General features: G+C 61.2%; 14 protein-coding genes and 1 pseudogene. 9 read left to right on the top strand and 6 right to left on the bottom strand.

Annotated features, from left to right (window positions below; translation table 11 throughout):
- Position 1 precedes the first annotated feature (1 nt).
- The 3 genes from AC0L3L_RS30070 to AC0L3L_RS30060 form a co-directional block, all read right to left on the bottom strand.
- Positions 2–562 (bottom strand): RNA polymerase sigma factor, encoded by a 561-nt coding sequence (locus AC0L3L_RS30070; protein ID WP_473486632.1) that lies wholly within the window; start codon positions 560–562, stop codon positions 2–4.
- A gap of 161 nt (positions 563–723) precedes the next feature.
- Entirely contained in the window at positions 724–1,395 is a 672-nt protein-coding gene (locus AC0L3L_RS30065; RefSeq protein WP_473640656.1) for a hypothetical protein, read from the bottom strand.
- Positions 1,396–1,502: 107 nt separating this feature from the next.
- The gene (locus AC0L3L_RS30060; protein ID WP_473640654.1) at positions 1,503–3,077 is read right to left on the bottom strand and encodes a trimethylamine methyltransferase family protein; all 1,575 of its coding nucleotides are present in this window, start codon (positions 3,075–3,077) and stop codon (positions 1,503–1,505) included.
- A gap of 271 nt (positions 3,078–3,348) precedes the next feature.
- Here AC0L3L_RS30060 and AC0L3L_RS30055 point away from each other — a divergent pair, with 271 nt between their 5' ends.
- The gene (locus AC0L3L_RS30055) at positions 3,349–4,047 is read left to right on the top strand and encodes a corrinoid protein (RefSeq protein WP_095494578.1); all 699 of its coding nucleotides are present in this window, start codon (positions 3,349–3,351) and stop codon (positions 4,045–4,047) included.
- Positions 4,048–5,391: 1,344 nt separating this feature from the next.
- Entirely contained in the window at positions 5,392–5,586 is a 195-nt protein-coding gene (locus tag AC0L3L_RS30050; protein ID WP_473640652.1) for a hypothetical protein, read from the top strand.
- Positions 5,587–6,726: 1,140 nt separating this feature from the next.
- Here AC0L3L_RS30050 and AC0L3L_RS30045 read toward each other — a convergent pair.
- Both AC0L3L_RS30045 and AC0L3L_RS30040 read right to left on the bottom strand, forming a co-directional pair.
- On the bottom strand, positions 6,727–6,942 hold the full coding sequence (locus AC0L3L_RS30045) for a hypothetical protein (protein WP_473486594.1): 216 nt from the start codon (positions 6,940–6,942) through the stop codon (positions 6,727–6,729).
- A 268-nt stretch (positions 6,943–7,210) separates the two neighbouring features.
- The gene (locus AC0L3L_RS30040) at positions 7,211–7,351 is read right to left on the bottom strand and encodes an EncA/B family entericidin (protein WP_473486595.1); all 141 of its coding nucleotides are present in this window, start codon (positions 7,349–7,351) and stop codon (positions 7,211–7,213) included.
- 64 nt (positions 7,352–7,415) lie between these two features.
- Between AC0L3L_RS30040 and AC0L3L_RS30035 the strand changes: the two genes are divergently transcribed.
- Positions 7,416–8,045: a DUF1638 domain-containing protein gene (locus AC0L3L_RS30035; protein ID WP_473640650.1), complete on the top strand. Its 630-nt coding sequence runs from the start codon at positions 7,416–7,418 to the stop codon at positions 8,043–8,045.
- An 8-nt stretch (positions 8,046–8,053) separates the two neighbouring features.
- On the opposite strand, the gene AC0L3L_RS30030 is transcribed toward AC0L3L_RS30035, so the two are convergent.
- The gene (locus AC0L3L_RS30030; protein WP_473640649.1) at positions 8,054–8,977 is read right to left on the bottom strand and encodes an NAD-dependent epimerase/dehydratase family protein; all 924 of its coding nucleotides are present in this window, start codon (positions 8,975–8,977) and stop codon (positions 8,054–8,056) included.
- 123 nt (positions 8,978–9,100) lie between these two features.
- On the opposite strand from AC0L3L_RS30030, the pseudogene AC0L3L_RS30025 reads away from it, so the two are divergent.
- The 6 genes and pseudogenes from AC0L3L_RS30025 (at position 9,101) to AC0L3L_RS30000 (ending at position 13,064) form a co-directional block, all read left to right on the top strand.
- Positions 9,101–9,674, top strand: a pseudogene (locus AC0L3L_RS30025) (DUF4893 domain-containing protein).
- A gap of 23 nt (positions 9,675–9,697) precedes the next feature.
- Entirely contained in the window at positions 9,698–9,964 is a 267-nt protein-coding gene (locus AC0L3L_RS30020; RefSeq protein ID WP_473640647.1) for a hypothetical protein, read from the top strand.
- Positions 9,961–10,872: a fatty acid desaturase gene (locus AC0L3L_RS30015; RefSeq protein WP_473640645.1), complete on the top strand. Its 912-nt coding sequence runs from the start codon at positions 9,961–9,963 to the stop codon at positions 10,870–10,872. Before AC0L3L_RS30020 ends, AC0L3L_RS30015 begins: the two co-directional genes overlap by 4 nt.
- A 209-nt stretch (positions 10,873–11,081) precedes the next feature.
- Positions 11,082–11,384, top strand: a complete 303-nt coding sequence (locus tag AC0L3L_RS30010; protein ID WP_473640643.1) for a virulence factor — start codon at positions 11,082–11,084, stop codon at positions 11,382–11,384.
- Positions 11,377–11,976 (top strand): methylenetetrahydrofolate reductase C-terminal domain-containing protein, encoded by a 600-nt coding sequence (locus AC0L3L_RS30005; protein ID WP_473640641.1) that lies wholly within the window; start codon positions 11,377–11,379, stop codon positions 11,974–11,976. Before AC0L3L_RS30010 ends, AC0L3L_RS30005 begins: the two co-directional genes overlap by 8 nt.
- Positions 11,973–13,064 carry a methylenetetrahydrofolate reductase gene (locus AC0L3L_RS30000; RefSeq protein WP_473640639.1) on the top strand — a complete coding sequence of 364 codons (1,092 nt, stop codon included), beginning with the start codon at positions 11,973–11,975 and terminating at the stop codon, positions 13,062–13,064. The genes AC0L3L_RS30005 and AC0L3L_RS30000 overlap by 4 nt, the downstream gene beginning before the upstream one ends.
- Positions 13,065–13,123: the final 59 nt, after the last annotated feature.

The following is a 13,123-nucleotide window of genomic DNA, read 5'->3' as shown; positions in this document are numbered from 1 at the left end:
ATCACACTTCCCCGGCTGAAAGCATGAGCGTCTTCAGCCGTTTCTTCGCTTCATGGATGTGCCAGGAAACCGTCGACTCCGAGATGCCCATCGCCTCGGAAGCGAGTGCGTGGCTCAGCCCTTCGCCATAGACGAGCAGCACCGCGTCGCGCTGCTTGTCCGGCAGCATCCGCACCGCCGCCCAAAGCGCCTCGGCTGGATCTTCGGGCTCGGCCGGGGCCTCTCCCGAGATCAGCTCATAAGCCCCGTAGGCTTCGGTCTTGATCGTCTCGCGGACGGTTTTTCGCATCATGTCGCGTGCCGCATTCAGCGTCATGGTGTAGAGCCAGGTGGTGAAGGCGCCGCTGCCATGATAGTCGCGGATCGCCCGGCCGAGCCGAACGCAGACTTCCTGGGCGATATCCTCGGCGTCGGCCTTTTTCCCGCACCAGCGATACGCGGCGCGATAGACGAAATCATAGTGCCTTTCGAGCAATTTGCCGAAAGCCCCCCTGTCTCCGCCCTTCGCCCGACCGATCAGTTCGGCGTCGGAGGCTTCGCTTTCATCCAGCATCAGCGCCATCATTTGCCTGTTGGACGAAGGCTAGCGGCGATTCCTTGGGCAATGGAAAGAATTTTTTGTCAGCCGTCAGACGACGACCACGGTCGCGCGATATCCACGCAGGCCAACAGGGCAGGTCGCAATGGGGCAACCCCTGCAAATCCGTGCGGCATTCGGCGACGCTACAGACGCGCGAAAGCCGCCATGTGAAAGGCCTGAACCTGCGGCGGATAGCGATAGGCTGTGCCATAGGGACAGGCGTTGCGGTCGAGACAGCCGCCGGTTCGGCAAGGCGCGCCATTTTGCCCACGAACATGCGCCAGACAAGTTTCATACGCGAAACCATCCGCAGAATAGGCGTCGACCGGACAGGATTTCAGGCAGGGTTTGTCGATGCATGCATCGCAAAGGTGAATCACGTCGCGTGGTTTTGGAATCGCGATCTCGTCCTCGAACAGCAGCGCGCCACGATAGGCGTGCCAGAGCCCGTATTGCGGATGCATGAGGATGCTGAGCGGCGACGCCCGCAAACCCTCCGCCCGCATCGCCCATTGCTGGAACGGCAGATACGGCCTGTCGGAGGGCGAAGCGGCGCGCGCCCCGAATGTCTCCGCCACTGCGCCGATTACTTCTCGCGACCATGTGTCCAGCGGATTGGCGATGGTCCCCGATCGGCCTTTCAACCAGCGCAGGAAATGCGGCCATGGCGCAGCACCCGCCTGCCCCACCAGCAGGACGGATTTGGCGACAGCGCCGGACGGGCCAGGCGGAGGCGGGTCACTGGTTGCGAAATTGAAGCCGCCGCGCAGGATGAAGCCGTAGGCGGAAAGCGCTGCCGCTATATCTTCGATCATGCTGCGCTCAAGGGTCATCCCTTCTTGTCCGAGTCGGAGAAAGCGCTCCGCCAGACTTCCTTGTGGATGATGTTGGCGACTTTAGCCCCGCCTGACTCGGGCTCCTTTCAGGTGAAGGCGTCGGCCATCGACGCCTTCTTCCTGGCGATGAACTCCTTCAGCCCGTCGTCAATACCCTGATCGAGATGCGGCGCCTCGTAGCTTTCCAGCCAGCGGCGGGCGAGTTCGTTGGCGCGCTGCGGCGCGGTTTTTTCGCCCTCGGCCAGCCACTGCTCGTAGGAATTGTTGTCGGCGATATTGGAACGGTAGAAGGCGGTCTGGAAATTGGCCTGGGTGTGGTCACAGCCGAGATAGTGGCTGCCCGGACCGACCTGGCGGATGGCGTCCATCGCCTGGCCGTTTTCCGACAGGTCGACGCCTTCGGAGAACTTCTGCGTCATGCCGAGCTGGTCGATGTCCATCATGAATTTTTCGTAGCAGGAGGCGAGCCCGCCCTCGAGCCAGCCGGCCGAGTGCAGCACGAAATTGGTGCCGGCAAGGATCGTCGAATTCAGCGTGTTGGCGCTCTCATACGCCGCCTGCGCATCCGGGATTTTCGAAGCGCAGAGCGAACCGCCGGTGCGGAACGGCAGGCCGAGCCGGCGGGCGAGCTGCGCCGCGCCATAGGAAACCAGCGACGGTTCCGGCGTGCCGAAGGTCGGCGCGCCCGACTGCATCGAGATCGACGACGCGAAGGTGCCGAACAGCACCGGTGCGCCCGGCCGGATCAGCTGCGTGAAGGACGCGCCGGCCAGCACTTCGGCCAGGACCTGTGTCAGCGTGCCGGCGACCGTCACCGGGCTCATCGCGCCGGCGAGGATGAACGGCGTGACGATGCAGGCCTGGTTGTGACGCGAATAGACCTTCAGCGCCCCCAGCATGGTCTCGTCGAACACCATTGGCGAATTGGCATTGATCAGGCTGGTCAGCACCGTGTTGTTCTCGACGAAATCGTCGCCGAACACGATCTTGGCCATCGCAACCGTGTCTTCGGCGCGCTCCGGCGCGGTGACCGAGCCCATAAACGGCTTATCCGAATATTTGATGTGGCTGTAGATCATGTCGAGATGGCGCTTGTTGACCGGCACGTCGACCGGCTCGCACACCGTGCCGCCCGAATGGTGGATCGACGGCGCCATATAGGCGAGCTTCACGAAATTCTGGAAATCCTCGATCGTCGCATAGCGCCTGACGCCATCGAGGTCGCGCACGAAGGGCGGACCGTAGACCGGCGCGAAGACCGTGGCGTTGCCGCCGATCTGCACCGAACGTTCTGCATTGCGGGCATGCTGGGTATAGACGGACGGCGCGGTTTTCAAAAGTGAGCGGCAGAGCCCCTTCGGGAAATGCACGCGCTCGCCCTTGACGTCGGCGCCGGCTTCTTTCCAGAGTTGCAGCGCCTCGGCGTCGTCGCGAAAGATGATGCCGATCTCCTCGAGCACCGTGTCGGTGTTCTTCTCGATCAGCGCCAGCCCTTCCTCGTCCAGCACCTCATAGACGTTAATCTTGCGCTTGATGTAGGTGAGCTGGGTGCCGGGGCCGCCACCCGAGCGCGCCGCCCGCCGGGCAGCGGCGCCACCGCTGGCGGCGCGTCCGCGCCGCGCGTTTGACGCTTCCTGGTCGACCGCCGTGTTCTCACTCATGATCGTTCTTCCCTGACTTTTGTTCTGGCATAATTATTGCGGCCGCATATCGCAGCTTCTGGCCGGATCGTAGTCATGCACCCTATTCGAAACGGCCCGCCAGCGCCAACGCCTGTCGCAAAATCGACAAGAATTCCAATAGATTTGCAGTCGCTTTCCTTTTGCGGGAAGTCGCAAATCAGCTATGGACGCAAGCCTGTAGCGGGTTAGGTATTGACGTGATATTTGAGGCCCCGCAACTGTATCCGTGCCGCAAGGAGCTGGATTAAAAATGGCCGACGACGAGATCATCCTTTCCGAGCTTTCCGACGACGAGCTCGTGCAGCAGATGCACGACGATCTTTATGACGGGCTGAAGGAAGAGATCGAGGAAGGCACCAACATCCTTCTCGAGCGCGGCTGGGCGCCTTACAAGGTGCTGACCGAGGCGCTGGTCGAAGGCATGCGCATCGTCGGCGAGGATTTTCGCGACGGCATCCTGTTCGTGCCGGAAGTGCTGTTGTCGGCCAACGCGATGAAGGCGGGCATGTTCATCCTGCGTCCGCTGCTCGTCGCCACCGGCGCGCCAAAGCAGGGCAAGATGGTGATCGGCACCGTCAAGGGCGACATCCACGACATCGGCAAGAACCTTGTCGGCATGATGATGGAGGGCGCCGGCTTCGACGTCATCGACCTCGGCATCAACAATGCGGTGGAAAAATATCTCGACGCCATCGAGCAGCACCAGCCCGACATCATCGGCATGTCGGCGCTGCTGACGACGACCATGCCCTACATGAAGGTCGTCATCGATACGATGAAGGAAAAGGGCATCCGCGACGACTATGTCGTGCTGGTCGGCGGCGCGCCGCTCAACGAGGAGTTCGGCAAGGCAGTCGGTGCCGACGCCTATTGCCGCGACGCTGCCGTGGCGGTCGAGACCGCCAAGGACTTCATGAAGCGCAAGCACAACGTCCGCGCTTCGGCCTGAGCTTTTTAACCAATTCCCCGCAGGGACTGGCCCGGTGCCGTCGGCCCCGCGCGCCATTGACCTCGGCGGCAAGCTCGCCACTGGATTCTCGATCGGCATAGGCATTGCCGTCGGCATGGCGCTGGCCGGCTAGCTATTGGAAGCACGGTACTTCCGCGATCACGCCATACCCACGGTCCCAACCTGTGTTAGCTTATTCGTGCGGCGGACCCCAACGCCGCCCGGCCGGCGCCCTACAAGGCACTCTACCCCAACGCCCCCCAAAGCGGCGCCGGCCATCCCCTTATCTGGCGTATCGCACTGACAAGGAGAAGCCCGCGCTCCTCCTCTGAGCGCGGGCCGATCGGGCTGGGGCCCGATCTGCAGCGGGGGCCAAGCGGGGATAGGCCCACTGCTCCCAGATAACTGTTAGAAACTCCTAATGTTCCGCTTGATCAGCACCGCAAAACGGAGGCGGGATGCCGGTCACTCTTCCTCCCGTTAGGCACCAAATTGACTCTAGGCTCATCCGGTTTGATGACTAAGGGAACGGATCATGACCATTTTACTAAATTAGAAATGTTGCATGGAATGACCTATAGTTCGGCCCAACCGGCGAACGGACCCAATTGCCCGCTGGTTAGGCCCGGCGGCCAGCTTGTCGCCCCCCGATTGGCTGTCGGGCCGTCTTTCAAACGCCCCGTTTGGCCCAAACGTTCGACAAGCGGAACCTTGCCGAGGTGCTGCATCATCATCTCCCCGACCATGAGCCGCTGCCGACCGAACAATAGGTTCCGCCAGCCGCTCGACATGGGGGCAAAATGCGGCTCCTCATAGTCCGCTGGCCTGGCTTGCCCTTCGGATGTCCAGCATCAGGAACATGCTGACGAACAGTGTTCGTTCGAATGATGCTATTCCGTTGCCTTGAGCGTAAGTTTTTGGTCAGCCAGCACAGCGCCTCCTCTTAAGCTAGCTGGCCAAGGCCCAGCGGCCTCCAGCTGCCAGTCCCCCTCGCAACCAAGCCGCTGGGCCGTTCCCGCTAGAGCGAAGCGCGTTGTCTCGTCTATCAGCAACCTCTTGACGTGGTGGCGATCACAGCCACTGTGCGAAGGCGGTAAGCGAGGGACCGCGTAAGCGTCTCCATCCCCTCCTACGAATTCCGGCACTCCATCCGCGATTCTACAAAGGTCAAGCGCGGCCAGCATATTGAGCTTTCTGGCGAGATTACGCGCATAGACGAGGAGGCCGGCAAGGTGACGATCGACCTTGGATCGCTGGTTACGGTGGGTTTGGATAAGGTCAGGCGGATGGAGAAATACCGGCCGCAGGAGCGCAGGAAGCCGCTGCGTGACATGTTGGGCTAGCATGGAAGTCCAACAGAACATCCGCAGCGCCTGGGCCGCCCTCAAACTGGTTCGCATGGCTATTGAACAGACCTGCCGGCCCGGCTTGCCTCCGAGCGAGGAAGCAGTTTTGTTGCTATTCGGATCCGAGCCTGCCCATGAAGGCGAAGCCCTTGCCAAATCCATCATTGAGACGATTGAAAGGCTGGCCCGATGATTCGCCTTGAATCAGTGCCGCGACGAGGAGCGAGCAATCGAGCTCCTCCGGAAACGAAACATTCAAGTCACTCTGAGTTGCCATGCGAAGGGATTTCAATCTTGCCGTCTTTGCGGCGCGTTCGGCGCGCTCAGCCTCAGCGATTACCTTCGCGGAGCGCCTAACTGTGCTATTTCCCAGCCAACACATCTATTCGATCCAGCAGAATTCCGATGCGCCGGTCATGCCCTGACTCTTTGAGATTGTCGCCGTTCATTGTGATGAAGTCGGTTTCGATCGGTGAGGTTAAAACCTGCACTCCCGCCATGCGCGGGCCGATCGCCTTGGGAATAGCCGTTGGCGCGCGCCGCCTAAAGCCAACCCTTGGGCGCGCGTCTGGACTCCAATCGGCAACAAACGCGTTGTTGACTTTGGGAATGGGAGGCGAGGAAAAATCGCGCTACGATAATCGGTCTGGCCAGTGGCGAAAGCGCGCTAGACACCGCCAACACTGGCGACCTTCGCGCAATGCAACTTGGTGGGCGTCGATTGCTGCGGCAAGCGCAATCCTGATCGGCCTGATCGCCCTCAAAGGCGGATCTCCCTAGGCGCACTGCAAACGTTCATTGCCACCACCCTAGGTGCCATAGCCACCGCGCCAGCACCACCGCGATGGCAGATGTAACGGCAATGATCGCGACAAAACGAGCGCGCTGCACTGAAGCTGTAGGGTGGCGCCTTTTAGTTCCTTCATAGGCACTGTAAATGCGGCGACCATCCTCTTCAAAGCGGTCGCTGTTTGGGTAAGCCTTCTTGGGCTTTTGTCGCGGTCGAAGTATTCCCATAGCACCAGCCCCTCCTTCGAGCCGATACTATCCTGTTGCTGCTTGCTCGTCACGGCGTTACAATAAATATCCGTTGGAATGCCAGGATATTTAGATATTTCGCCCGCGCGGCTGGGGGATGGCAGACCAAGGAGGAGACCGAAGCATAAGTACGACAGCCCGTACTTATGCTGTACCAGGCCGAGGCGGCGCGCGACGCTGGCATGTCTTGACATCAACAAGCAACAGCGCCCCGCAGCGAACATACCGGTGAAACTTTGGACGGGAAGTTGAGCGCGGCAAGCCTCGCTCGGAGCGTTCGGGCGGGTTGAAGCGCCTATTCTGACTCTTTTGCCTCTTCCTTTTTCAGGATCGGCGTGTCGGCAGTTGTCGGCGTATTTGCGACGCTTGCGACTGTGGTTTGCTGATCTACGCTTGCAGCTTTGGTTTGCTGATCTACGGAAGCCGTCGTTTTAGTGTGGCCAACACATTCCGCTGCGGCGCCGGACACCGAAAGGCCCAGAGCGGCAACAACTAAGAGAGCGGTCTTCATCCTATGGCTCCTAGCTTCGTTGTTGAGGGTACCAGAAAAGATTAACGGCATATCCCCCGCTCGAAAAGTCAACTTTTCGTGCCCGCCCCAACGAAAATAATTGCAATAGGCGGACACGACGTCCGCGCTTCGGCCTCATCTGGGCGAATTCGGCATGGACCAAAAACCGATCCGCGCCTTGCAGCACGACTTTCTTGTTCCCAGATGTTACAAGGACTTAATGCGCATCGCTTGAACTATCTTGAGAGCAATGCGCGTTGGCGACGGATCAGGGGTTCTCGACCGTGTCCTCAACCGCGTTGGCTGTCGATTTGACGTCCCTGCCGACGCCACGGATGGTGTTGGCACAGGCCGAAAGTGCCAGGGCGCAAGCGAGAATTGCGATCGGTGCAATGCGTAGCGGTTTCATGAATGGTATCTCCCTCAACAGATAGATTCGTGGGACAGCAACGAAAATCGGTTAGACTGGTTCTATGAGCATTGCGCGAAAGCTACAACCCGATCAAGGCGACAGGCTGCTTGTCATCGCCTGCGGGATGATTGCGCGCGAAGTTCTGGCCGTCAAGGAGCAGCTGGGCCTCGACCATCTCGAGCTGACCTGCCTGCCGGCGGAGTTCCATTTCTACCCTGACCGCATCGCGCCGGCCATGGACAAGGCAATCGAGAAGGCCAAGGCGGACGGCTATAGAAACATCTTCGTCGGCTATGCCGATTGCGGCACCGGCGGCCTGCTTGACCGCGTCTGCGAGAAGCATGGCGTCGAGCGCATGGCCGGTCCGCACTGCTTTGCCTTCTACCAGGGCATGGACGCCTATGCGAAGGTCGCCGACGACGACATGATGTCGTTCTACATGACCGATTTCCTGTGCCGGCAGTTCGACGCCTTCTTCATGAAGCCGCTCGGCCTCGACAGGCATCCCGAGCTGATCAAGGACTATTTCGGCAATTACGAGAAGCTGGTCTATATCGCCCAGACCGACGATCCGGAACTCGACAAGATCGCCGAGAAAGCCGCAAGAATGCTCGGCCTCTCCTATGAGCGCCGCTCGACCGGCTATGGCGACCTGACGACGGAGCTGGCCAGCGCCGCGGCACACAGCTGACCGTTCGATCAGGCGGCACCATCTTCCGCTGCAAGCCCGGCGAGCACAGCGGCAAAGCTCGTCTTGCAGACGAAGCCCAGCCTGTCCCGCGCCCGCGAGGCGTCGTAGACGCGGTCGATCGAGGAAAATATCGTCCAGGCCTTTCGCGCATAGAGCGCCGGAAATTCCGGAAAATAGCGGGCGACGACGGGCGGCGCGTCAGCGATCAATGCCTCGCAATCATCAGGCCGGAACGGCGTTGGCGCCGAGATGATGAAGATGTCGAAGCCTAGTTGTGGCGCCTTCTCCAGCGCCGCGACATGGGCCTCGGCGGCATCTTCCACGGTCAGCCGGCGGAATAACAGCTCATTGGCCTTGGTGTTGGCGTCCGACTGCTCGATCGCATGCGCCATGTCGTCTGCTTCGGGAAAGAACCGGGCAGTCCGCAGCACGATCACCGGCAGTCCGGACTGGATGTGAAAGAGGCGGCAAAGATGTTCGGCCGAAAGCTTGGTTACGCCGTAGATGTTGCGCGGCTCGGGCGACACGTCTTCCGTCAGCCAGGCGGCCCTGCGCGCACCGCCGGTCAAGCCGGCGCTTATGGCTTTCGAGATCATCAGCGAGGTCGTCGACGTGAAGATGAAGCGCTGAACGCCTGATACCACCGCCGCGTCGAGCAGGTTGAGCGTGCCGCGCACATTCGTCTCGATGAAATCCTCATTACGTTGGTGTTCGATGTCAGGCTTGTGCAGCGCGCCGCTGTGGATGATCGCCTCGATGCGGTTTTCCCTGACCGTCCGCATGACCAGATCACGGTCGGCGACCGAGCCGATCACCTGCGTTTGCGCCGACCGGGCGGGATCGAGGCCGATGACGCCATGGCCAAGAGCCCGCAGGCGCGGCGCTAGCGCGCTGCCCAGCCACCCTGACGATCCCGTAAGCAAGATCCGCATCGGCGAAACCACGATTTTTAACCCGATCGCTGTTAAGCACGGATGACAGGTCGCCGCGAACAGGTAAGTTGTATGCCAAACGAGAAAACAGGCTGTTCCAGCTTTCGACTAGGAAACGCACCGATGGTCGCTCGCCTCCTGATTGCCGCAGGCGTTGTCTGCTTCGCTCTGCCCGCGCTCGCCGATGGCGAGGTGCAGAAGCTGATCACGCCCGCCGACAAGGTGCGGCTCGACAAATATGACGAGACGCGCAAGGCAGCCCTTGACGAAGCCAGGGCTGGCGGCGCCGCCGATGTCAAGCAGCTTGACACCTTGCTGGCAAAGCCGTTGGTCTCGTTTTCCGACAAGGACCTGACCGGCAACTGGCAGTGCCGTACCATCAAGGCCGGCGGTCTGAGCCCGCTCGTCATCTATGGCTGGTTCAAGTGCAAGGTGAGCGACGACGGTTCGGGCTGGATGCTGGAAAATATCACCGGTTCGCAGCGCACCAAGGGGCGTTTCTTCGACGACGGCGAAAAGCGCTCGATCTATCTCGGCTCCCTTTCTGTCAACGACGATCCTGAAAAACCCTATGGTAGCGGCCCGCAAAGCGATCAGGTCGGCTATACCTTTCGCAACAGCGCCAACGAATGGCAGCATCGAGTTCCCGGCGCCCTATTACGAATCGAAGCTCGACATCCTTGAATTCAAGCGCTGAGCCCGGGATCCCTAGCTTGCGGCGTGCTGCGGCAGGTGCGCCGCAAGCCTGAGGCAGGCGATACGATTTCAAGCTACGCGCTGCGGCAGGCGGCATTCTCACGCGACATCTGCATTGAGGCGTTCAGGGATGCGCAGCCGCAAGCTTGCCACATCATATCCCGGCCTGCCCTCGAAACAGCGGTGTCATCCGACGATCTGGTTCTATTTCTGGACCGGCGTAAAAACCGGCGTCTGTTAACGAGCGCCGATTTACCGGACGGCGCCCCAGCGATAAGCTTGCCGGTATGAGCGAAATCGACCACCGCACCATCATCGCCAGCCTTTCGGTCGAGGATCGTCGCGACCTCACCGCCAAACTGGACAGGCCCGGCATTGTCCGGCTGGCCGTTCACGGCGGGCTGGTTGTCGTGCTGGGCGTGCTGATCGCCGCCCGCATTCCGTTGTGGCCGGTTCTCATGCTGCCGCAGGGAATCCTGATCGTCTTCTTCTTCACGCTGTTGCACGAGACCATCCACGAGACGGCATTCAGGACGCCGTGGCTCAATCGCGCCATCGCCGCCGTGACCGGTTTCCTGATCCTGCTGCCGCCGGCATGGTTCCGCTATTTCCATTTCGCGCACCACCGCCACACGCACGATCCGGACAATGATCCCGAACTGATGGCTCCGAAACCGGAGACCATAGCCCAGTACCTGCGCTATCTCTCCGGGATCCCCTATTGGAGCGGCATGGCGCGCGTGATCGTCGTCAACGCGGCCGGCCGCAACCGCGACGGCTTCGTGCCTGACAAGGGCCGCGACAAGGTGATTTCGGAAGCACGTTGGTTTCTGATCGCCTATGCGGTGCTGCTGGCGGCCTCCCTGGCCGTGCAGTCGGCGCTGCTGCTGTGGGTCTGGATTGTGCCGGTGCTCGTCGGCCAGCCGTTCTTGCGGGCCTATCTGTTGGCCGAGCATGCGCTGTGCCCGCATGTCGCCAACATGCTCGAAAACACCCGCACCACCTTTACCACACGGCTGGTACGCTTCGTGGCGTGGAACATGCCCTACCACTCCGAGCACCATTCCTATCCGGCCGTTCCCTTTCACCGCCTGCCGCGTTTCCACCAGATTGTCGCCGAACATCTGCGCACGACCGAGCAAGGCTATATCCGCTTCCACAGGAAGCTTGTCGGCAGCTTCGATCGTCGCGCCGGCTGATCTTTCCCTTGCGGCCTTCAATTGCGTCGCTTTTGAATGCGCGCGCGTCGTCCCATAACAAGCAGCCCAACAGCGGTTCCGGCAATGCTCGGAACCACTGCATCGGCCCGAAGATCGATCTCCGGAAAGCACGATGCAGCTGAGTCAAAGTGGTAGAGCGTCCTTTGTCCATCCGATTGGACCACGGCGCTCTACGGGAGCAGGAATTCATGGCCGATCTGATCGTCGTCTACTGGCGCGACATCCCCGCCCAGGTCATCGTCAGGAAAGGCCGGCAGAACGCCAAACGCGAAATGCCGCTGCGCTTTACCGAGGCGATCGACATGTGCGCGATGCGCACCGGCGCCGGCGGCACCGACGACTACCTGGCCGAATGGCGCAAGGCCGACCCCGTGCCGGTCAGCGACGATCTTGAAGGCGAGGCCGAAAAAGCCTTTCAGGACATCGACGCGAAATACGACCGCGAGCGGCTGGTCGCTCTGGTCAAGGCGGGCGGAAAAGAAGATGTCTGAAACGACCCCGGCGATTACCCAGGCCACTCTGGTCAAGAAGGCAGCGCCGAAATCCGACTACAAGCCGGCCGACGTGTCGCCGCAGCGGCGCGTGCAGCGCTCCTTCGCTGTCCGGCTGTGGTCCGTCCGCCACTCGCGACTGCTCGAATGGTTCTACGCCAGGTTCTCCGACATGTTTTTGCTCCTCCATCCGCTATGGAAGGGCATCGGTTACGGCCGCGTCGAAGGTCCGATCAAATTCGTCGAAAAACGCGTCAAGGGTTTTATGTTCGACTGCCGCATGTGCGGCCAGTGCATCCTTTCTTCTACCGGCATGTCGTGCCCGATGAATTGCCCCAAGCAATTGCGCAATGGCCCTTGCGGCGGTGTGCGCGCCAACGGCAATTGCGAAGTCGAGCCTGATATGCCGTGCGTCTGGGTCAAGGCCTGGGAAGGTTCGCGAAATATGGTGCATGGCGACAAGATCCTCGACGTGCAGAAGCCGGTCGACCAGTCGCTGCGCGAGACCTCGGCATGGCTGCGGGTGACCGCACAGGCCGCCGCCGCGCGCGAGGCCGCGCGCAACGCTCCGAACACCGGGGCACCGGTATGATCCGCCGCCAGCCCGACGAGAACCCGGCCGGCATCCATCTGCCGCTCGATCCGCTGCCCGGCCACACCTCGCGCGGCCGGCTGGAGCGCGTCCTGAGGCGCGGCGAGTTCGCCGTGACGACCGAGCTCAACCCGCCCGACAGCGCCGATCCGGAAGACGTCTACAACCGCGCCAAAATCTTCGACGGCTGGGTCGACGCCATCAACGCCGTCGACGCGTCGGGCGCCAACTGCCACATGTCGTCGGTTGGCATCTGTGCGCTGCTGACCCGCATGGGTTATGCCCCGATCATGCAGATCGCCTGCCGCGACAGGAATCGCATCGCCATCCAGGGCGACGTGCTGGGCGGGGCGGCGATGGGCGTCGCCAACATGCTGTGCCTGACCGGCGACGGCGTGCAGGCCGGCGACCAGCCAGGCGCTAAGCCGGTATTCGATCTTGACTGCATGTCGCTGCTCGAAACCTGCCGCATCATGCGCGACAACGGCAAGTTCCTGTCCGGCCGCAAGCTGACGACGCCGCCCCAGCTTTTTCTCGGTGCGGCGATCAACCCGTTCGCGCCGCCGATCGATTTCCGCCCCTACCGGCTGGGCAAGAAGATCGCCGCCGGCGCGCAGTTCGTGCAGAGCCAGTACTGCTTCGACGTGCCGATGTTCCGCACCTACATGCAGCGGGTCCGCGATCTCGGTTTCACGGAAAAATGCTTCATCCTGTGTGGCGTCGGGCCGCTGGCCTCGGCCAAGACCGCCAAATGGATCCGCTCCAACGTGCCGGGCATTCATATCCCCGACTCGATCGTCAAGCGGCTGGAAGGCGCCCAGGACCAGAAGAAAGAGGGCAAGCAGCTCTGCATCGACATCATCAACGAGGTGAAGGAAATTCCCGGCGTCTCCGGCGTCCATGTGATGGCCTATCGCCAGGAGGAATATGTCGCCGAGATCGTCGATGAATCGGGCGTGCTGAAGGGCCGCCAGCCCTGGAAACGCGAAATCCGCCGCGACGACCAGCTCGTCGCCGAGCGGCTCGACCACATATTGCACGACGAGATCACCGAAACGCAGGTCGACATGGTCAAGACCGCGCATTGATGGCGCGGACGGTCACCATTCGCTTGATCGAAATCAGAAACGATATAAAGAAGTCTTTA

The sequence above is a fragment of the Mesorhizobium sp. WSM4849 genome (assembly GCF_055811385.1).
The sequence above is the reverse complement of the archived record's forward strand: the minus strand, read 5'-3'. Positions and strand labels throughout refer to the sequence as shown.